Annotated in this window: 18 protein-coding genes, 1 tRNA gene, 1 other RNA gene and 1 CRISPR repeat array; of the genes, 3 read left to right on the forward strand and 17 right to left on the reverse strand. The window is 35.8% G+C overall.

The annotated features are described in order from the left end of the window. Positions 1-13: 13 nt before the first annotated feature. The 17 genes from pnp to J3U16_RS04745 form a co-directional block, all read right to left on the reverse strand. The gene (gene pnp, locus J3U16_RS04665; RefSeq protein ID WP_065562199.1) at positions 14-2,128 is read right to left on the reverse strand and encodes a polyribonucleotide nucleotidyltransferase; all 2,115 of its coding nucleotides are present in this window, start codon (positions 2,126-2,128) and stop codon (positions 14-16) included. Positions 2,129-2,445: 317 nt separating this feature from the next. Next, positions 2,446-2,715, reverse strand: a complete 270-nt coding sequence (rpsO, locus tag J3U16_RS04670) for a 30S ribosomal protein S15 (RefSeq protein WP_065562200.1) — start codon at positions 2,713-2,715, stop codon at positions 2,446-2,448. 146 nt (positions 2,716-2,861) lie between these two features. After that, positions 2,862-3,785: a LysR family transcriptional regulator gene (locus J3U16_RS04675; protein ID WP_065562201.1), complete on the reverse strand. Its 924-nt coding sequence runs from the start codon at positions 3,783-3,785 to the stop codon at positions 2,862-2,864. 201 nt (positions 3,786-3,986) lie between these two features. Then, a CRISPR array of direct repeats spans positions 3,987-4,674; the repeat unit is 28 nt; unit sequence TTTCTAAACAACTTATGCAGCTGTAAAG. 347 nt (positions 4,675-5,021) lie between these two features. Next, on the reverse strand, positions 5,022-5,585 hold the full coding sequence (gene cas6f, locus J3U16_RS04680) for a type I-F CRISPR-associated endoribonuclease Cas6/Csy4 (protein ID WP_267330120.1): 564 nt from the start codon (positions 5,583-5,585) through the stop codon (positions 5,022-5,024). A 5-nt stretch (positions 5,586-5,590) separates the two neighbouring features. Beyond that, positions 5,591-6,601 (reverse strand): type I-F CRISPR-associated protein Csy3, encoded by a 1,011-nt coding sequence (csy3, locus tag J3U16_RS04685; protein ID WP_267330119.1) that lies wholly within the window; start codon positions 6,599-6,601, stop codon positions 5,591-5,593. Between the two features lie 33 nt (positions 6,602-6,634). Continuing rightward, positions 6,635-7,552: a type I-F CRISPR-associated protein Csy2 gene (gene csy2, locus J3U16_RS04690; RefSeq protein WP_267330118.1), complete on the reverse strand. Its 918-nt coding sequence runs from the start codon at positions 7,550-7,552 to the stop codon at positions 6,635-6,637. Beyond that, positions 7,552-8,928, reverse strand: coding sequence for a type I-F CRISPR-associated protein Csy1 (gene csy1, locus J3U16_RS04695; RefSeq protein WP_267330117.1), 1,377 nt, complete (start codon positions 8,926-8,928; stop codon positions 7,552-7,554). Before csy1 ends, csy2 begins: the two co-directional genes overlap by 1 nt. A gap of 388 nt (positions 8,929-9,316) precedes the next feature. After that, complete coding sequence (cas3f, locus tag J3U16_RS04700) at positions 9,317-12,646, reverse strand: type I-F CRISPR-associated helicase Cas3f (protein WP_267342556.1); 3,330 nt, start codon at positions 12,644-12,646, stop codon at positions 9,317-9,319. After that, positions 12,643-13,596, reverse strand: coding sequence for a type I-F CRISPR-associated endonuclease Cas1f (cas1f, locus tag J3U16_RS04705; protein ID WP_267342557.1), 954 nt, complete (start codon positions 13,594-13,596; stop codon positions 12,643-12,645). Before cas1f ends, cas3f begins: the two co-directional genes overlap by 4 nt. Before the next feature lie 288 nt (positions 13,597-13,884). After that, complete coding sequence (locus tag J3U16_RS04710) at positions 13,885-14,640, reverse strand: TSUP family transporter (RefSeq protein WP_267329556.1); 756 nt, start codon at positions 14,638-14,640, stop codon at positions 13,885-13,887. A gap of 2 nt (positions 14,641-14,642) precedes the next feature. After that, complete coding sequence (aroC, locus tag J3U16_RS04715) at positions 14,643-15,710, reverse strand: chorismate synthase (RefSeq protein WP_267330114.1); 1,068 nt, start codon at positions 15,708-15,710, stop codon at positions 14,643-14,645. Between the two features lie 35 nt (positions 15,711-15,745). After that, the gene (gene prmB, locus J3U16_RS04720; protein WP_267330113.1) at positions 15,746-16,639 is read right to left on the reverse strand and encodes a 50S ribosomal protein L3 N(5)-glutamine methyltransferase; all 894 of its coding nucleotides are present in this window, start codon (positions 16,637-16,639) and stop codon (positions 15,746-15,748) included. A gap of 125 nt (positions 16,640-16,764) precedes the next feature. After that, positions 16,765-16,852 (reverse strand) — tRNA-Ser (locus tag J3U16_RS04725). Positions 16,853-16,920: 68 nt separating this feature from the next. Next, positions 16,921-17,010, reverse strand: coding sequence for a YnhF family membrane protein (locus J3U16_RS04730; RefSeq protein WP_267330112.1), 90 nt, complete (start codon positions 17,008-17,010; stop codon positions 16,921-16,923). A 29-nt stretch (positions 17,011-17,039) separates the two neighbouring features. After that, complete coding sequence (prc, locus tag J3U16_RS04735) at positions 17,040-19,112, reverse strand: carboxy terminal-processing peptidase (RefSeq protein WP_267342558.1); 2,073 nt, start codon at positions 19,110-19,112, stop codon at positions 17,040-17,042. Positions 19,113-19,121: 9 nt separating this feature from the next. Further along, positions 19,122-19,658, reverse strand: coding sequence for an RNA chaperone ProQ (gene proQ, locus J3U16_RS04740; protein WP_065562206.1), 537 nt, complete (start codon positions 19,656-19,658; stop codon positions 19,122-19,124). Positions 19,659-19,722: 64 nt separating this feature from the next. Next, entirely contained in the window at positions 19,723-20,079 is a 357-nt protein-coding gene (locus J3U16_RS04745; protein WP_065734288.1) for a DNA-binding protein, read from the reverse strand. Positions 20,080-20,256: 177 nt separating this feature from the next. On the opposite strand from J3U16_RS04745, the gene J3U16_RS04750 reads away from it, so the two are divergent. The 3 genes from J3U16_RS04750 to rnpB all read left to right on the forward strand — a co-directional run bounded on the left by J3U16_RS04750 (position 20,257) and on the right by rnpB (position 21,677). Continuing rightward, a complete protein-coding gene (locus J3U16_RS04750) occupies positions 20,257-20,538 on the forward strand; it encodes a helix-turn-helix domain-containing protein (RefSeq protein ID WP_065562208.1) in 282 nt (93 codons plus the stop codon). A gap of 209 nt (positions 20,539-20,747) precedes the next feature. Continuing rightward, positions 20,748-21,110 (forward strand): outer membrane protein assembly factor BamE domain-containing protein, encoded by a 363-nt coding sequence (gene bamE, locus J3U16_RS04755; protein ID WP_065562209.1) that lies wholly within the window; start codon positions 20,748-20,750, stop codon positions 21,108-21,110. Between the two features lie 178 nt (positions 21,111-21,288). Beyond that, an RNA gene (gene rnpB, locus J3U16_RS04760) (RNase P RNA component class A) lies at positions 21,289-21,677 on the forward strand.

The raw sequence follows: 21,677 nt of genomic DNA on the forward strand, positions 1-21,677 counted from the left end.
GGTGAATAATATCTTATTCAGCTGCTGGCTCAACATCAGAATTCGGCTCAACAGCATCTTTCATACTTAAACGAATTCGACCTTGGCGATCAATTTCAAGTACTTTAACATTCACTTCTTGACCTACTTTCAAGTAGTCTGCAACTTTCTCAACACGGTGATCAGCAATTTGAGAAACATGAACAAGTCCTTCTTTACCACCAATAATTGATACAAAAGCACCGAAATCAACAATACGGGTTACCTTACCAGTATAGATTTTACCAATTTCAACATCAGCAACTAAATTATTAATACGTTCGATTGCATCTTTAGCCTTATTGCCATCAGTTGCCGCAATTTTAACTGTACCATCATCAGTAATTTCAATGGTAGTACCAGTCTCTTCAGTTAGTGCACGAATCGTAGCACCACCTTTACCGATAATATCGCGTATTTTATCTGGATTAACATTCATCGTATAGATACGAGGAGCAAATTCAGAAATTTCCTGACGAGGTTTATTAATTGCTTGTTCCATCACCCCTAAAATATGCAAGCGAGCACCTTTAGCTTGATTTAATGCAACTTGCATAATTTCTTTAGTGATACCTTCAATTTTGATATCCATTTGAAGTGCACTCACACCTTCGCGGGTACCGGCTACTTTGAAGTCCATATCACCTAGATGATCTTCATCACCTAAAATATCAGATAACACCACAAAGTTATCGCCTTCTTTCACAAGCCCCATTGCGATACCTGCAACAGAAGACTTAATTGGCACACCAGCATCCATAAGCGCTAATGAAGCACCACAAACTGAAGCCATTGAAGAAGAACCATTAGATTCAGTAATCTCTGAAACCACACGAACAGTATATGGGAACTCTTCTTTACTTGGCATTACAGCAGCAACACCACGCTTAGCTAAACGACCATGACCAATTTCACGACGTTTTGGCGAACCAACCATGCCAGTTTCACCTACTGAGTATGGAGGGAAGTTGTAGTGTAATAAGAATCGCTCAGTATACTCACCAGTTAACTCATCAATAATCTGAGCGTCACGTTCAGTCCCCAAAGTTGCTGTCACTAGTGCTTGAGTTTCACCACGTGTAAATAAAGCACTACCATGCGTTCTTGGTAATACATTGGTACGAATATCAAGCGCACGAATCATATCTTTTTCACGACCATCAATGCGTGGCTCACCAGCAATAACACGTTGACGAACGATTTGACTTTCTAAATCAACAATAATATTGATAACTTCGTTTTCATCAAGCTCTTCGTCTTTCTCTTTAAGTACCGCTAACACTTCTTCTTTAATCAAATCGATTTGTGCATAACGAGCTTGTTTTTCAGTGATACGATAAGCCTCACCTAAACGAGCTTTAGCTAAGTCAGAAACAGCATTAAACAGCTCTTCATTTTTAGCAGGTGCAACCCAATCCCATTTTTCACAATTCGCTTTCGCTACAAACTCATTAATATTATCAATAACAACTTGTTGTTGATCATGACCAAAAACCACCGCAGCTAACATCTGATCTTCAGTTAACAAATCAGCTTCTGATTCAACCATTAACACGGCACTTTTGGTACCTGCAACAACCAAATCTAAACGGCTTGATGCTAGCTCTTTAACTGATGGATTTAGCACAAACTCATCATTGATAAAACCAACACGTGCTGCGCCAATTGGACCATGGAACGGTACACCAGATAAACAAAGCGCAGCCGATGCACCAATCATCGCCACCAAATCAGGGCTAACATCTGGATTTACAGACACCACAGTTGCAATGATTTGAATCTCATTAACAAAACCTTCTGGGAATAAAGGACGAAGTGGACGGTCAATTAAACGAGCAATTAACGTTTCGCCTTCGCTCGGACGACCTTCTCGTTTAAAGAAACCACCTGGAATACGGCCTGCTGCATAAGTACGTTCTTGATAGTTAACGGTTAAAGGAAAGAAGTCTTGCCCTTCTTTCACTTTCTTATTAGCTACTACAGTCACAAAAACCGCAGTATCGTCCATATTGACCATAACCGCAGCTGTTGCTTGACGCGCCATAATACCCGTTTCTAATGTAACTGTATGACGACCATATTGAAATTTTTGATATGTCGGATTAAACAAAATAAATTCCTCTTGTTATAAATCATGTTGAAGTTTGATATTTCGACAGGAAGCAGCGCAATGCTGGAACATATTGATACACACTTCAACCATGTGGGGGATACTCAACAAAAGATTATTTCACTGTCACGACTAATGACAAATCTATAAATTATAGAGCTCTCATTAGTCGCGCGAAACATGAGACATAATCTTCTATTTTTATTAATTTTTCTCTACAAAGCAATTAAACATGCTTTTCGAGCTCAGCATTATAGCAAAGCCCTAAATTTATACAACGAAAAAGAGGCCTAAGCCTCTTTTCAAGTAGATAAATATTAGCGACGTAAACCTAGTTTTTGAATCAACTGGTTATAACGGTCAAAGTCTGTACGACGTAAATAATCTAATAATTTACGACGGCTAGAAACCATACGTAATAAACCACGACGGCTATGGTGATCTTTCTTATGCTCAGAAAAATGACCTTGTAAATCATTAATACGCGCAGTTAAAAGAGCGACTTGAACTTCAGTTGAACCAGTGTCGTTAGTACCACGACCATATTCAGCAACAATTTTCGCTTTTGCTTCTACAGTTAGAGACATAATAAACCTCTTAAAATAAATAAAAAAATGGAATGACCGATCTCTAATTCAGACATTCCTCGGTATTCATATAATCAATATATGAATTGTGCGCAATTATACTGGAATTTATTGAAATAGCAATTTGATTTAGTAATTTAAAACGCTTATTTAAGTTTAAAACCATATTCTTCTTGGATAAGCTTTTTCAACGCTTCAATATAATTTTGCGCCGACAAACTTAATTGCGCTTTTTGCGAAGTTATCCAACCGATTAAAATCTTCTCATCAACGGCTAAAGGAATAGACAAAATATCCGAACCATTCAAATCAGTACTGAGCACGCCAGTACTAATTGTATAACCATTTAACCCATGCAATAAATTAAACAACGTCGCTCTGTCACTTACATGAATACTTTTCTTATGATAGACGGTACTTAAAATCTCTTCCGAAAAATAAAAAGAGTTATATTCACCCTGTTCAAAAGAGAGATATGGAAAATCCTCCAAATCTTCAAGCGTCAACGACTTCATAGCAGCTAAAGGATGATGGGTGCTAATAAACACATGAGGATCGGCTTCAAACAAAGGATTAAAAGTAAGACGATGCTCTTTAAGCAGACGCAAAATCACCTTTTGATTAAAATCGGTCAGATACAAAATACCCACTTCACTACGCAAATTGGCAACATCAGTAATGATGTCGTAAGTCCGCGTTTCACGTAAGGTAAACTCATATTCATCTGTATGATTCTTCTTGATTAAATTAACAAACGCATTAACTGCAAACGCATAATGTTGCGTTGAAATACTGCATAACTGCTTAGAGGGTTCTTTTTTTGAAAAATGTTGCTCCAACAATTGAGCTTGATCTAAAACCTGCTTAGCATACCCCAAAAATTCCACACCATCAGCCGAGAGTGAAACCCCTTTTGATGTTCTTACAAAAATCTCGATACCGAATTCGGCTTCCAAATCCTTAACCGCAGTAGAAAGACTAGGCTGAGTAATATAAAGATTCTTAGCAGCCTCATTAATCGAGCCTGAGCGAGCTATTTCTAAAATGTAACGTAATTGTTGAAGTTTCATAATATTACAAGCGACCGAAACTAATCTTAATTAAGAATATAAGCTACTATAAACATTGTAAGTATAATTGTACAGAAAAAGGAAAATAGCTTGTTTGTAGGATTAATCGGTGTATTTTTAAGTTTCAAAAACCCCTTTCCTCAACTTTTTAGGCTTCGGTTTCATAAGATTTTATTGTGTCCTCATTCACCATTGATAGGGTTTATAAACTGCTTATGCAGCTGTAAAGGCACAAATTAAGGGAATTCTACAGTATTGTGCTTTCTAAACAACTTATGCAGCTGTAAAGTAAACACTTCAACGACTGTAGTTTTATGAGCATTTCTAAACAACTTATGCAGCTGTAAAGGCGTGCCCTCCACAAGTTTTAAATGTGTTTTATTTCTAAACAACTTATGCAGCTGTAAAGTGGTGACATCACCCGATTTTGTCAGCATTAACTTTCTAAACAACTTATGCAGCTGTAAAGACCTAACACGAGCTGAACTATCGAGAATCACCTTTCTAAACAACTTATGCAGCTGTAAAGGGAGTGTGAATTGGAGTAAAATTGTGGGAAGTTTTCTAAACAACTTATGCAGCTGTAAAGCAAATGAGCGCCCCCAAATTTTATAATCAATCTTTCTAAACAACTTATGCAGCTGTAAAGAATACAATGAGCATATATCCGTATGTTAGCGATTTCTAAACAACTTATGCAGCTGTAAAGAAACATTACTTGCCGCAGAATGCTTTATTAGATTTCTAAACAACTTATGCAGCTGTAAAGAAATATTTGGCAACCACATTACTAATACACCATTTCTAAACAACTTATGCAGCTGTAAAGCTACTGGAATGCGTGCAGTTTCAACGCCCGCATTTCTAAACAACTTATGCAGCTGTAAAGTAGAACATTACATACTATAAACATCGTTTATAAAAAGACAAAGAGTAATTTTAGTTTTCAAAACCCTTTTTTTTAACTCTTTTACAATATATTGATTTTTAATGGTTTTATTTTTTGCTAAAAAAAAGGGTTATTAAAGTTTGTATTTTGAACTCCACAAAACCCCGCCCCTCAACTTTTTTGCTGTGTAACAGCCCAAAAAACTTTTTAGCTTAAAGTAAATTTACAGCAACATACCAAGGTATTTTTTGGATTTGAAAAAGCTTTCTTCAAAAAATTTTGAAGCTTATCTTACTGAGCATTATAAAAAGATTTAAGGGCATTATGATAATGCCCTTAATACTTAATTAAAAATCAGGGATGGTTGCTATTTTGCTTAGTCCATAACTGTTAAATTCACCCTGCACAGGTGTTGTACATTTTTCTTGTCTTAACCACATGATAAAGTTTTGACCAGTGCTTTTGCTGGTGAAATGAAGATGTGGATAATTCAATTGAACGCTACTCCATTTTTCAATCATTTTATTTTTTACTTCATCTGACCATTTACCTTGTGCAGTTAAACGTTTTTCAGCTCGTCTTAAAGCGCTTTGCCCTTTAGGATTGACGCGAATTAAACGTAGGTAACCTTTAATATTAGTTGGAACCGGGGTTATAGGTAAGGCGACAGTATAATCACTAACCACCGTCTGCAAGGCAGTTTTAAATTGTTGTAACTGAGCTTCATCACCAAATAATCGAATAATTCCGCCTAATGTTCGATGAACATTATAACAAGGGAAACTAACCGCAATATTACCTTGATAATTAACCAAAACTTGATGAAGTGATTGCATCACTTGGTTAATCACTTCTGTTTCAGTTATCTCAAGTTGTGGGATTGCTCTTAGTTCAAAATAGTGAGTGAGCATAATAATTACTCCTTACCACTTGCACCAAATACACCACCGCGAATCAATACCGCTATGACATAATGTTGTTGTTCAAGTGATGGCTTTTCCCCTTTTAGTACCCAGTTATCAAATAGCGTGTAAAAGTCATGTTTTTGTTTAGGTTGACGGAAAGCATGCCCCATAGTTGTGACGGCACCATAAGGTTCGATAGCAATTGGAAACTCTGCTTTTTCATCATACCAGGTATCAATGGTTCGAATAGCATTGCTGATTTTTTGCGAGTGCATAGCTGCTTGTTCATTTTTTTCATAGAGAACTTTGCTCTTTTCTTTACCGGTATCCAATATTAATTCTTGTGATGGATAAACTTCTTGCCCAAGTCCCATTTTTAATTTAGCTTGAATATTGAAAATAACAAACTCTTCGCCTAAAAGCCCTGCTTCAATAAGAGAAGTAAGCTCATTTACCGATTTATCATCATAATCAAATGAATTAAGTTGATATTTTTTAATATCATTAATTTCAATAATTGGGTTATCATTATCTTTACGATAGATTGCAATACTGATTTGCTCCGCAGCCATACGGTTACGCCATAACCAGCGGCCGTTTAATATGTTGATAGCATAGCGTTTAGCTAATGTTTTCATCCCTACTGATTTGATATAGCTTTGCGTAATTTTTGTTAACTCTTCTTGGTAATTAATATCGTTACAAACAGATGGCGCCCCTAAAAAAGGTAATACTTTGCAACTCCATTTAACCACTAGAGTATCTTTATCCGCATCTAGTGCTGCTACATCTACAGTTTGCAGATTGGGGTTTTGAATTTCAGTGTCTAATTTAGCTGGATCATTTGCTGTCGCATTTTTAAGCCGATTTGAAATAGTACCTCGTACTGATTTTTGTGATAGTCGTACTGGGGTTAATTTTTTTTCATCCTGGCTATTTTGCTGGGCAAAAATAGCATCGGAAATATCTAAACTACGTTCAAATGCTAATACTGATGCGGTAGTGATTTTATCTTTACTCATAATTAATTCCTTTTTAATGCTAACCTTGTTTAATTAATCTTGATTTATAATATAAATATCTGCGCCATTGGATTGTAGTTCACTGCAATTATAATGCCAAAACGCGTGTGAGAAGTTATCTTGTAACTTTAGTGGAAAAACCCACTTGCCTAATCCATAAATACACTCAACAAATTGTGCCGGATGTTCATTATTACGTGCATGTTCAACCTTTCCAGGCTCAAACAGAGGGGAAATAGCTTGATAACCAAGAGGTATTGGAACTAACCAACCTCGACCATGTTTAACCGATGTAGTTTGCCAATGCTCTTTTTCTTGAGGTAGATGATGCAACATGGCCATTTCAACTAGGGCATCAAGACCTGTTGCATCCGGATCTTGCTGTTGTAGCTCGGCGGTGATCTCATGTAAATCTTGCTGCGCTTCAATTAAGACAAAAGCAGGTAATAATGCCTTAATTAAATCATCTTGAGATTCTGAGGCTGAGAATAAGCCAACAGATTCAATATCAATAACCTGACCGCCTGCAATACGCTGTTGATAAAGCTTCTTCGTTATTTGCTCAATAAATCTTTTTTTATCATCAGCATCATCAAGTGTTTCACGATCCTCTATTTTTATTTCAACTACCAAAGAAACGTCTAGATGTACTCGCCCTTCTTCAATAATTGAACGTGTATCGCCATTTTTACCGAGTGGGTTACGAGTTAATCGAAAAGTATAATCGGTAAAAGCGTTAGGACGATAGATCTGTGGGTCACATTCATGGCAAGCGATCAATACGCCATCTAGATAAACAGGTGTATCTGATTCAATTTTTAGATTTAAAGCATGAATTGCCCCTAAAAATCCTGATATTGCTGGAAATCCATAAGTTAATGGGCTAGATATGGTATTAGCATTATGGATTATGACGTGATCAAAAAGTAAATAATAACGTAATGATGCCATTAGAAAATCCCCTCTTTATTGCGCTTACTTGCTTTAACTACTGCACAAAATTCTCTACGCCACTCACGATATTCAGCATCGGAAAAATGTTTATTCGCGTTTTTGAATTTTTCTTTCAGCGCATTTTGGATCCACGAAGCGAAATCAAGTTCTAACTCGACTAGCCATTTACCAAGCTCGTATTGAAGTTTGAAGGATTCTTCACCTTCAAGTTCAGCCCGATTCGGATCAAGCCAAAGTTTTTGTGACATTGGTAATGAATAATCACGACTCCAACCAGTAGGCAAGGTGGTTTGAATATGCCTAGCAAATTTAAGCAACAATGTTAAAATTATCGAGATAGCTTCTTTGCGATTATTTCGTTCTTCAACAACATTTTTGGGTTCGACAACCATATCGAATAGTAAACGAAAACCAAATCGACAAAAATATTGAAGGGCATTATTAAAAATGGTTTCTTGGCTAATACTTATTGATGGATATCTTGATTTTGTAAATTTAGGCGGCATTGAAGGTAATAGATAATTTTTACCATTTTGCGATTGAACTAATTTACTTACATTAAGAGGTTTAGTTCCTCCAAGTTTTAATATAGCTAAATCTTTGAAAGAAAAATAAGATTGATGTTCAACATCTTTGGTTTTTCGCAATTCACGGGCTTTTTTATTCTCTTGCGAATATCGTCTTTGGATCTTTTCATAAACTAGATAACAAAGTGAATTAGGATGCAGTGGAATAAGTAAGCGATAATTATGTTCTGAATGTGATAGATACGAACTATCACTATTTGGCCAAAAAATTTGTTTATTAAGTTGCGAAGCTTTAGGTTTCTGGAAATCATCAAAAATTGCTTTTTCCAAACATTGCAAATAATGATTTGCCATTTCGTTATCATCTGATAAAGCTCGCAAAATTTCAGGATGATTATCAATAATGAGTTGTGATACGGTAATATCATCTTTAACTATCTGATTAAGAAAAGCATAAACACTTCCAACTCTAGCAGCGTTATTAGTACAATCAAATGGTAAAATATTAGGCGTTGCAGACGAGACAAATTGATAATTATCAGGTTTAGCTTGTAAGTTATAGTTAATGTTACAATTTTTAATCCCCGAATGAATCCCTTTTGCTGAGTGAGTAACAACTGCAACACCTTCTAATTTTTGGGTAATAAAATTTTCAATCCAAGTTTCAAATTCAAAGTGTTTACTTAACTCTTGAATTTTATTATTAATCTGCTTAATTGCAGCGCTATCATTTGAAGAAATTGCTTTCTCTAGGTTTAGTAATTCATTTGCATAATCCGAACTATACATAGTTGCAAGACTATGTGTCATCCCCTTTCTAATATCTTGACAAGAAATATTATTCATTGTCGCTCCTTGCACACATTTTTACTCTATTACGATTATCGGTTTTATATTTAAAATTTTTTAGATATAAGGAATAATATCTAATTTGAACGATACAATTTAATATAAAATATATTAACAATAGCAACTATATATGAAAAAAACAAAAAATCAAATTTATTTAATCGGAATACGGATGTTATTTAATACCTTACCAATAACATATTAAAAAATCGAAAGATTTAAAAAAATAAATATTAATTTTTGAACCGCCTATACGGCGGTTAATTAAAGCGATTACATTTAATCGGAATACTTTATAAACTACCTACACGGCAGAGCAAGCAAGTATAAAGTAAATACTTAGTCATTACTAGCATGGAGATAACTTAAATAATTACCTTTGCTCTCAATAGCTATCTTTGTAAAAACCAAAATAAGGGTGGAAGCGCCATCGTGTTTCGCTATTTAAGTTGACAGTACAAAATTCATTGGCCAATCGATAATGATTTTTATACGGGATATATTCTGCTATTTGCGCAAGCGCTTGTTCAACAGTATTGGTTAACCAAGACTGTATCAACGGATTATCAAATTGCCAATTTTGATAGATAAAATTACTATTTTGCAGATCACAACTGAGTTCATTTGGCGTTTGCCAAGCTATTTCAGCATAACTAAATTGATGTTCGCCTTCTTCATCTAATTGGCAAATATATTCATCTTGTGATTGTTCTTGCATTCTAAATGGCGAAATTAATTGAAGGTGAACACAATGATGATGAGCTAAATTGGGTTGCCAATAGCTAGTGACATAATTACATTTTTGAGCATTAACTGGAAACAAGTTAGCCATAACATAATGTTCTAATCCAGCAAGAGTTAACTCATTTTGATTATCTGAGATAATACGGGGAACAGCATTAATATTCATTAATTGATCGGATGTTATCAATTGGTCAGTTTTATGCGTTTTTAATAAAAAAAGTGATTTTTGTTCAAAACCTGGCTTTGTGAAACAAGGATTATGAATACCTAAATTATTTCCATACTTTATCGATTTTAAATTGCTACCTAATATAGCCACATTCGCTTTTTGGGCTATTTTTTCTGGTCTGTGGCGCCATACTCGGCCGACTAATTGAATAATTGAACGCATTGAAGATGGCTCTATAATTGCCCAATCATAATCATGATCACGCCCAACTTCAGTAACTGGAGTACCTATTACAATAAAAATTTGATTCTTTTTATCACTGTTTGCTATAGCGGTACGGATTTCAGGTTGTTCAAATAATTGGTTAGGATCACTGCGGTTTAATATTCTATCCAGCTTTTCCTCTAATTGGCTACGTAACAATAATAATTGTCTAGCATGATAGACTACCAAATGAAATTTGACATCTGCCGGTAACTCGGTTTGATTATAGAATTGTTTAGTCAGCAACATTACATCATCTATATGCGCAAAGCGCATTAAACCTATACTGATTTTCTTGCTTGATTTCTCATCTTGTTGATGATGATCTAAATGAAAGTGGTAGGCTTGTTCTAGTAACTGTTTTGCCAATAAAGCATATCCCTGATCTAAATTTTCTTTTTTATCTAATGAATAATTTAATAATTCCAAAATCTGCCCTTGACGACGACAAACTCCTTTTTCAAGTTTTTTTACTCTTTGTTCAACAAATTGATTATGATGATCTCTAAAATTATTAGTATCTAATACTTGTTCAATTGATTGTTGATATTCATCAAACCACCCGCAGACAATGCTACTATCATGTTTTCCATTATTTTGATTAAATATTTTCCTTCCGGCTTGATAGGCATCAAACAAGCCAACAATTAAATCAGGCGTTAAAGTAGCCGATGAAAGAAGTACTTTACTGCCATAAAGCCCTGCTAAGTGAACTAATCTTGCTAAAGCAGGTAAATCTTGCTGATCAAAATCATCGGGTTCATCTAAAATCAAATCAGAAGTAAGCAGTCTTAAAGTAGGTGCAATATATTTGCCACCTCGAACACATTCGCTCGCTTGCATCAGATGATCAACAGTACATGTGACAATTGGCGTATAAATTAATTTACGAGCTTTACTATTTTCGATAATCGTACCTAATTCATTATCAGCAATACCGCTTTCTGCCACATCAATAAATTCATCGACTAATGATTCTATCGACTCACAACCAAGGCTATCTAGATTAGCTTTTCGTTTATTATCTGAAGTTTTGTTTTGATTTTCTAAATCAAATAAGGTTTGGATTGCTTTGCCACCAACTAAAATAGCCAAATGTTCATCGGTCAAATGCAATCTTTCACGTAATGCATTGCCAGTTTGTAGCGTCAATACCCTTAAACCTAAGGCAATGGTAAAACGCACTCCACGTTGGGGGCTTGACAACGCATACATAATACGCCCATTAGCTAAGGTTTTACCACAACCGGTAGATGCCATATTAACGCCAAAAAAACCATTATTATCGCTCAATTGTTGATAACTTCTGGACAAATCAAAAGCATGGTTTTGCCATTGAAAGCGTTTATTTGTCGTTCGTTTGGTAAATGGCTTATGCTGATTGATTGCCGGTAATTCTTCACTCAATTTGGGTAATAGGCGAGCAAACCTTGCTGTAAGATTAGCAACACCAATTAGATGATCATCTAAACGTTGTTTTGCTTTTGGACCTTTATTGGTATTAGCAATAAGTATTGCATTATCTTCATCTGCTTCTTTATCATAACATGGTAAACTAGAATAGTTATGATCTGCAACCATAAGGCTTAATCGGGATAGGTGCAATAATAATGTATCAACTTCTGTGAGTTGCATTAAAGGGGCGTGATTAAATGCTTTACTTGCATAGCGACTTAATTTTTTTAGCCAAGTTTGACTTAAGGTGATATCACTTTTCAATTGCCAAAAGTGCTCAGGGAATGGATGTTGACTATCGCTATTTTTAACCCATTTTTCAACGGCTTTGAATGTTTTAAAAAAGCTTTTTGTTGTTAGCTGAGAAATATCAAAGTCATCTTTTTGTTTTTCTTGACAATCTTTGTATTTAATAGGCATTAAGAAAGGCATACGATGATGTGATACAATTAACCAACCAATCCATTGTGCAAATAATGGCAATTGAGAAAGATCACATTTTTCAATCTTCGATAATTTCAGATACCAATCTGGTTTTTGCTGTTGATAATCGGCAAAATTAGCTAAACGTGTTAGTACCTCTTGATTGGTAGTACAATCGTGAATCATCAGTAAAAATAACTGTAATGAAATCCACTCATGTCGATATGGATCTCCAGTTATTGAAGCTTTACGTAATTTATCTTGAAAACCAACTGTCGCTTTACCTAAATCATGCAATAATGCAGCAATAGTTGCAATAAGTTGTATGGATATAGCATGTTGCCAAGAATTTTCGTTATCACTTCGTAAAATATTTCGTTTTGTACGATTAGTCGGCACTCGTCCTTGCTGGTTAAATTGGCTTTTATCGCCGACAATCCAAAGGAGATCAGTTAGATTTTTTCCATGTGTCCAGTAGCAAGCAACAGCAGTATTTTTTCGAGCGGTTTTTCGTAATAATTTATAAAGCGTTTGTAAACCGGCTGAAGTTATCGGCGTTTGCCAAGTTCGTTCACCACAACGCTCAGCAAATTGATCGATGATTCGGCGGGTTTCTGTTAATGCTCTTTTTTTGCATTGGCTCACAAGTAAAATATTCATGTTTTATCCGCAATTTGTTTTAACGTATCAATAATCATATCGAGCGCGCCTAATTGCGCGAATTGTGAAATACAAGATTGACGAAATGTTTTCTCATCATCACCTTGCATAGCAGATATAAAAGCTTGAGGTAAAACCATGCCATCTTTAATAATATCAGCAGCATCAAAAACTAAGCCGCCACGTCGAGTTTTGCCATGTAAAATAGCTAAACCATGTGGCAAACCTAATACCCAACAAGCCGTAGCACCTAAACCATAAGCTAAATAATTACCATGATCTAAAAATTGATTAGCAGGATCATGGCTGTTACCTCGAGTGGCATGCTCTCTTTTAAATTTGTCATCTTGCAACGTTAATTGATTTGCCATTGCATACAATCTTTTGCTAAATCGTCCTTCTGCTGTTAACAGAGATTGACTATTTTTAGCCGTATCAAACTGTTCTCTGGCATCGTTGATAATGTTAGTTAATTGATTTTGATCTACTGTCCAATCATATTCTAACCAACTCGATTGAATGATGTTAAGTCGATGCTGTTGTAACATTTTAGCGGCTTTTAATCGGCGCTGATCATCAAACCAAAATTGGCACCAACTTTGTAAGTATTCAGTTGCACGATACTCACTTTGAGGTGAAAAAAATTGACAAGCAAACTCTGATTCGGTCGAAGCAAATAGTGGTGTTCCGCCGCCACCACAAAATCCAATCATTACCCCGGCTCTTGAAAGTTCACGGACAGCAGCTTGCGTTAATGAAGTACCGGTACCAAGTAAAATGCAGGTGGTGTTAGCTATCGGAATGTTCCAATACAATGATTGCTGCCCTTGATCGGTGACATACTCAACTCGACCACCATTGACTAAAACCCGGCAGTGTTCTAAATAATAAATATTAGCACGCTTGGAATGTAAAATGGTTTTAAGATCAGAAGAGTGAATCAAATCCATGATTATAAGAAAATAAATTCAATTTTTACATAATGACAAATTAACACTGTTTTATGTAAAAAACGAGCTTTTTTAAATAACAATTTTTATAAAAGCTAATTCAATAAATCGCTTTACTAATTATAAGATGATAAATTATTAACCAGTTTAAGATGATCGTTGTTTAAATAAAATACAATGACAATTCCAGCCATTAAAATAAGAGCATTTTAAAACGCAAAAACCCCGCTCCTCAAAAAATTTTCAGGAGCGGGGTTTTGTGATTAATCGTAAGTATCTTTTTATTCTCTAAGAGAAGAAGTTTTCATAGATGAGTTTGATACTCATAATAGTGGAAACGGTAATAAGCATTGGTCTTATCAATTTTCGCCCTTTAGCGATAACCATTTTTGCCCCTAATCTTGCGCCAATAAATTGACCAACAAGCATAACAAGACCAATTGACCATACCACTTCTCCACCAACAATAAAAAAGATTAAGCCCGCTAAGTTAGAGGTAAAATTGAGTACTTTGGTATGTGCAGTGGCTTTGGTTAAATTAAAACCGGCAAGGGTGATATAGGCTACTGCGTAAAATGAGCCAGCTCCGGGCCCAAAAAAACCGTCATAAAATCCGATAGCTAATGCTGGTAATAAGGCGAATTGGATTATGGTTAGACGACTTTTACGGTCATTTTCCCCAATGGTCGGGGAGAGTAAGAAATAGAGCCCAACACTAATAGTTAAGATCGGTAAGAGTAATTTTAAAAAGTCAGCTTGTATATGCATGACGGATAATGTGCCAAGCGCCGAGCCAATAAAGGCACAGGTAATTGCGAATTTTTGCTGTTTTAAATCAACCATGCGTTCACGAATAAAGTAAAGGCTGGCAGAGAAAGATCCCCCAGTACTTTGTAATTTATTGGTGGCTAAAGCGCTGGCTGGCGGTAAGCCAACCGCCAAAAGTGCCGGTACCGTTAATAGCCCACCGCCACCAGCGATAGAATCAATAAAACCAGCCAACATGGCTATAAAAAAAAGTAAAGCCAGTAATTCGTAACTCATGATTATTTTACATCACTACATTGTGCAAGGTGTCGAAGATAATGATCCATTAAAACAATTGCAACCATTGCTTCAGCAATTGGTACTGCTCGGATCCCCACACAAGGATCATGTCGACCATGCGTCGATACTTCAACGCTATCACCATTAACATTAATCGACTGCCCGGCAATTTCAATACTTGGCGTAGGTTTTAAAGCAATACTTGCCAAAATGGTTTGCCCGGAGCTAATACCGCCCAAAATACCGCCAGCGTGATTAGATAAAAAACCTTCAGGGGTAATTTCATCACGATTTTCACTTCCGCGTTTGTTGACAGTAGCAAATCCGTCACCTATTTCTACCCCTTTGACGGCATTGATGCTCATTAGGGCATGGGCAAGATCGGCGTCGAGTTTGTCAAAGACTGGTTCACCTAATCCTACTGGCACATGCTCAGCCACTATACAAACTTTAGCACCGATAGAATCACCCTCTTTTTTTAGTTTTCTTAGTAATTCATCAAGAGCTTCCAATTTGCTTTCATCAGGGCAAAAGAAAGGATTTTGGTCTACTTGTTGCCAATTTTTTAGTTGGCACTCGATATCACCCATTTGAGCTAGATAACCGCGAATAGTGATACCCAGTTTTTCATGTAAATATTTTTTAGCAATAGCACCTGCAGCAACTCGCATGGCGGTTTCACGAGCTGATGATCGACCGCCACCACGATAATCACGAATTCCGTATTTTTTTTGGTAGGTGTAGTCAGCATGACTAGGTCTGAAGATATCTTTTATTTTGCTATAATCTTGCGAACGTTGGTCAGTATTTTCAATAAGTAATCCAATGCTGGTTCCTGTAGTTACCCCTTCAAATACGCCTGAAAGAATTTTTACTTGATCCGCTTCGCGACGCTGAGTTGTGTAGCGAGATGATCCTGGGCGACGACGATCAAGGTCATGTTGCATATCGGATTCGTTTAAACTCAGTCCTGGTGGTACTCCATCGACAATGCATCCTAATGCAATTCCATGTGATTCACCAAAGGTAGTGACTTTAAATAATTTACCAATTGAATTTCCTGCCATAGTTCTCTATTCCGATTTTATTTTTTATATTTAATTTATTTAAAATAATGTTGATAAGCTTTAAGGTCATTATAGGTCAGTGAAAATACACCTAGTCCACCATGTTCAAAAGTTATCCAGTTAAATGGTACGTCTGGATACTGTTCTTGTAAAGATACCCAGCTGTTGCCGACTTCGCAAATTAATAAGCCTTCTGGTGTTAAATAGTTACTTGCATCATGTAAAATTCTTTTCACTAAATCTAACCCATCAAGCCCAGCTTCAAGCGCCAATTTTGGTTCATATAAAAATTCATCTGGAAGATCATTCATGTCTTCATCATCGACATAAGGCGGATTAGTGACGATTAAGTCATATTTGTTATCAGGTAATCCATTAAACAGATCAGATAGAATTGGGGTAACTTGATATTGCATATCATGCATTTCAACATTGGTTTGAGCAACATCAAGAGCTTCAAGTGAGATATCGGTAATATCAACTTGCGCCTCAGGGAAGGCATAAGCACAGGCAATCCCAATACAGCCACTACCGGTACAAAGATCTAAGATTTTCTTTGGTTGACTAATAATTAAGTCTTTAAATTGATTGTTAATCAATTCGCCTATCGGAGAGCGAGGTATTAATACCCTTTCATCAACATAAAAGCAGTGACCACAAAACCATGCTTGATTGGTTAAGTAAGGTGTTGGTAAGCGATCAGTAATTCGCTTATTGATGATCGCATTTAATTGTTGTTTTTCATCGCTAGTTAGATTTGATGCATAAAACTCAGGGGGAATAAATAATGATAAGCCTAACGTTGCTAAGATAAGTTGTTTAGCTTCATCTATAGGATTATCTGTTCCATGCCCTAGAAAGATATCTGATTGACTAAGTTGTGACGTGGTCCAGCGTATATAATCCTGAACGGTGCGTAAATTTTCCATATTAACTCCGGAAGATCAAGGAGAAGATGAGGTTACTCGTCAGGTCATTAACCTTGTGCGAATATGTCACCAGTAATGAGATAGAACCTCTGGGTTCTTTGCTGCAATGACTAAATAAATTTTAATGGCGGTGAGGAAGGGATTCGAACCCTTGATACGTTGCCGTATACACACTTTCCAGGCGTGCTCCTTCAACCACTCGGACACCTCACCTTAATTTAGCACCCGCTTTAAAAAAGCAGGGTGCATACTATAATTATCTGGACCAAATTAATCAAGTCTTAATTCACGCAAACAACAACGCCAAAAGCTGCAATAATGGATAAAATTAATACGGTTGCAACTAAAGCATATTTTAAGTCAGTACACATAGTCTTTTCTCCTTACTTTTGTTTTAACACTATTCAATTGGTGTATCTAAAGATAAAAATCCACCTAAGTTTTTACTTTCTTCAATACTTGGATAATTAGGTATTAAGTCAAACAAGATCTCTACCGATTCATCTAAGAATGGATCTGGCTGTTTATAATCTTTAGGTAGTTCCTTTAAATTATTAATAGGTGCTAGACCTGCACGGTTTAAACGTTCATTCATACGCTTAAGGTCTCGCTCTTCTTTAGTTTTTTGCTCTGTTTCACGTTCATTTTTATTTAATGAGACAGTGAGATTGTCATTTTTTTTGCTATTAAATTCTTTAATGTCTTCTTCGATATAGTTGAATTCTGGGTTTTTAGCAATTCGAGCTTCATGTTGCGATTTTAAGTTTGCTAATAGTGGTTTGATGTTTGCTACAGTTAAATAGTCTGCAGAAGGAATTTTATCCCATGGCATAGCATTATCTAAGAATCGTTCACCTGTTTCATCAACATATTGGCTTTTGGTCATTTCAATATCAGGATCAACACCCTTTAATTGGGTACTGCCACCATTAATACGATAGAATTTTTGGACAGTATATTGAGCACCACCAAGTTCAGGCCAGCTTGGGTGTAAACGAGCATCAACTGGGTATGAAATACCTCGTGAAGTTTGGACTGTTCCCTTGCCATAGGTGGTTTCACCAACAATTACTGCCCGACCATAATCTTGCATTGCTGCTGAGAAAATTTCTGATGCTGAAGCACTATAACGGTTAATCATCACAACAATTGGACCGCTGTAGTCAATACCTTTATTTTTGTCATCATAAGTTGTGATTTTTTGAAGGTTATCACGCACTTGTACGACTGGACCATTGTCAATAAATAAACCTGTTAACTCAATAACTTCAGCTAAGGAACCACCACCATTATTGCGCAAATCAATAACTAGGCCTTGTAATTTTTCGCTGTTAGCTTCCATTAATAATGATTGAACCCTTTTGCTTAACCCAATATAGAAGCTTGGTATTTCAATAATACCGACTTTGCCTCGGCTATTATTGATAACTTTTAATTTTGCTTCTCGATCTTCAAAATGAATTTTGTCACGTTTAAGTTCAATGATTTTAGGTTTGCTGTTATTGCCCGCTGGTAAAATTTCTAATTTTACTATGGTGTTTTTAGGACCGCGTATTTTGTCAACAATATCCTCTAATCGCCAACCGATTACATCTTCTATAGGAGAATTGCTTTGCCCTACCCCGATAATTTTATCGCCAACTGTTAATAATTTACTTTTTTCGGCTGGGCCGCCAGTTACAAATGACATGATTACAGTATAATCATCTTGTTGACTAAGTGTGGCACCGATTCCTTCAAAAGATAAACTCATTTCAGAATCAAAATCCCGTTTTTTACGCGGCGCTAAATAGCTAGTATGAGGGTCAATTTCGCGAGCAAACGCATTCATAAAGACTTGGAAACAATCTTCATTATTAGATTGTTCAATAGTTTTTAATACGCGTTTATATCGTTTAGTTAATACTTCACGAATCTGAGTCTCGTTTTTACCCGTTAATGCTAAATTTAGCTCGTCATATTTAACGCGTTTTTCCCAATAGTCATCAAGTTCTTTTTCATTAGTTGCCCATGCTAGGTCTTCACGCTTAAAATTAATTTCGTCTTTAGCGCTAAAGTCCATTGGACGTTGCAATACTTCAAGCGCATATTGATATCGGTTGTAGCGTTTTTGTAAAAAAAGGTTGTAGATATCGTAAGCTGTTTTTAGATCGCCATCTCTTAATTCTTGACCTAATTGTTCTTGGTAATTACGGAATTTATTTACATCATCTTGAAGAAAGATAGTTTTATTACCATCTAATAATTTGAAATAGCGATCGAAAATTTTAGCTGAAAATGCACCATCTAGGGAAAAATCACGATAATGTGATTGAGTAAAGAAATTAGTTACTCGTTTGGCAACAACTTGATGTACTTCATCTTGTTTTAGAACTGGAATTTGTTCCGTTGCAGGAGCTTTGGCCTGAGCCGTTGTACTAATAATACATAAAATGAGACCGAATTTAACAAAACCTTTCAGTAACTTATTCATATAAATTCTCTATCGATTAATAATATGCTCAGGTTTGACTGTTAGTTCCATTCCTGTTCCTACTTTGACTTTGATGTGCTCTTTTTCAATAGTGATGATCTGTCCTTTGACTGGTTTTTGACCAACATTGACTCGGACAAAATCACCAATTTTCAAAGCTCTAGGTTTTCGAGAAGGTTTAGGGGCTGCTTTACGTTTTTGTTTTGCCCTTTCCTTAGCTTGCTCCTTGCTTTCTTTTAATTGTTGCTGAGCATGTTCCATTTGTTCTTTGGTAATAACTTCAGTTGGGTTACCATCTAAGTCAACGCGATTTGCACCTTCCTTTATGCAATATAGATAGCGCCAACCCATGGTGTAGGCTCTAAGTGCAATGCGAAGTTTGGTTTTGCTCAATAATTCACTATTTTCTAGGCGAGAAATAATATCTTGAAAGATGCCAATTTTTAAAGGCTTTGCTTCCCCTTCAATAGTAAAACAATTAGGAAACTGCTGGTTTAAATAATTAATAATCTCTTTAGTATTTGTTAATTGAAACTGATTTTCCATTGATTATTCCATTGCTACTAATAATTTTCTGACGATAAAGTATATCTCAGCTTGTACAATAACACTAATTATCTTTTTTGTGTTTGTTAATAAAAGAAATAAAATCTTTGATACCATTTCGCATTATCCATGAACTGACAATCGTTTGTTCTTCTGTAGATAATTGTTCAAATGCTGTCATCCACAGTTGTAATGGATTAATTGGCGAAACAACGTAAGTTGCACTCTCTTCCTCTAGATACAAAGCTTTTTTAACATCTATTGACAAGCTGCTAATGTGATATTCAATAGCTTTACCACGAACGCCTGAACGTTTACGAGAAGTCCAGTTTTCAGATCTTGCTTTACGATTTATACCTTGTGTTGTTGATGGCATCCCTGCAATACTTAATAGTTCTTTTGGTGAGAACCACTCTTTCATTCTAATAATCCTATTTTAAGAAACAAGAAAAAGTTATAGAAATTAAAGAAACTTTGATACAATATTAAGAAACTACTTACCATTGTTATTTAAAGTTAAATTATAAACTTACTGGTTTTGATAACTAGAAAGCATAACATAGATATTTAAGGTTATAAACTAAGAAGGAAGAAAAAAATGGAGATTAAATCTAATGATTGGCATAAAGCAGACATTATTGCCGCATTAAAAAAGAAAGGGACAACTCTCGCTGAACTATCTCGTCAATCCGGACTAAGTTCCTCAACACTTAGCAATGCGCTTGTTAGACCTTGGACAAAAGGAGAGTCAATTATCGCTAAAGCACTCAATTTAAAACCCTCGCAAATTTGGCCAAGCCGTTATATAAATTCAATGACAAGACAGCCAATTAAGCGAGTTTTGAGAAAAAGTTCAGATAATACATCTTCAAATCATTAACTGACAACAATCTAATTAACACTTTTTTACAAACATATGGAAACATATAGAAACACTTGTTTTCATGTGTTCGTTTTTGCTTTATTCTTTTATCAATTCAATTCATCTATTTTCTTTATTTAAACTAACTTGATTATTTTCATCAATATTAATCCTATGCTATGATTAGCCATCTTTTGATATAAATCATAGTTTAATAGGCAATTATTATGAAAAATCTTAGTAAAATTTTGGTGCTTTTATTTTCAGTATTAGCATTATCCGCATGTTCACAAAAAAATTATTTAGAACAAGGTACCCCACTAAGTCATGAGAAAGTGGATAAAATTGTTGAAGGCTCAACCACTGAGGCACAACTGCTGCATATTTTTGGTCAACCAGCAAGTAAGGTTAGTATTAATGCTAACGAATCAAAATGGACTTATACATATCTTAAAAAAAGTTCAACCAAAAATGCAATTTTTGGGGAAACTCAATACGACATTCTTGAAGGTACGTTAGAAGTAGTGGTAAACCAAGGTGTTGTAACTTGGTTTAACTATTCGCAAAACAATAAACAGAAGAAGTGGTAATTATCATTTGATTATTAAGCACATCAATTAGATGTGCTTTTTTATCTATTTGCTTAATGATTGTTCCTACCGTTAAATCCCCTTATTCTCATATTTTCATTTCATATTTTGTTTAGATTCCATTCATATACTTTATTCCGCTCTGGACAAAAGTCTTTATTACGTTATACTCGTTTGCGAAATTAACCAGACAATCGCTGCTTTGTTGTAGTCCCTTGCAAAAGGGAGACAAACAGAGGGGAGGAAAGTCCGGGCTCCATAGGGCAGAGTGCCAGGTAACGCCTGGGGAGTGTTGGCGAGAGCGAACATTCACGACTAGTGCAACAGAAAGTATACCGCCGATGGCTTAGCAATAAGATCAGGTAAGGGTGAAAGGGTGCGGTAAGAGCGCACCGCGCAACTGGTAACAGTTGTGGCACGGTAAACTCCACTCGGAGCAAGGTCAAATAGGGATTCATTGGCGCGGCCCGCGTTGAATCCGGGTAGACTGCTTGAGCTAATGCGTGAGTATTAGCCTAGAGGAATGATTGTCCACGACAGAACCCGGCTTATCGGTTAATTTCACCT

Origin of the sequence: Gilliamella sp. B3023, assembly GCF_026536845.1 — a bacterium.
In the GTDB taxonomy this organism is placed as follows: domain Bacteria; phylum Pseudomonadota; class Gammaproteobacteria; order Enterobacterales; family Orbaceae; genus Gilliamella; species Gilliamella apicola_E.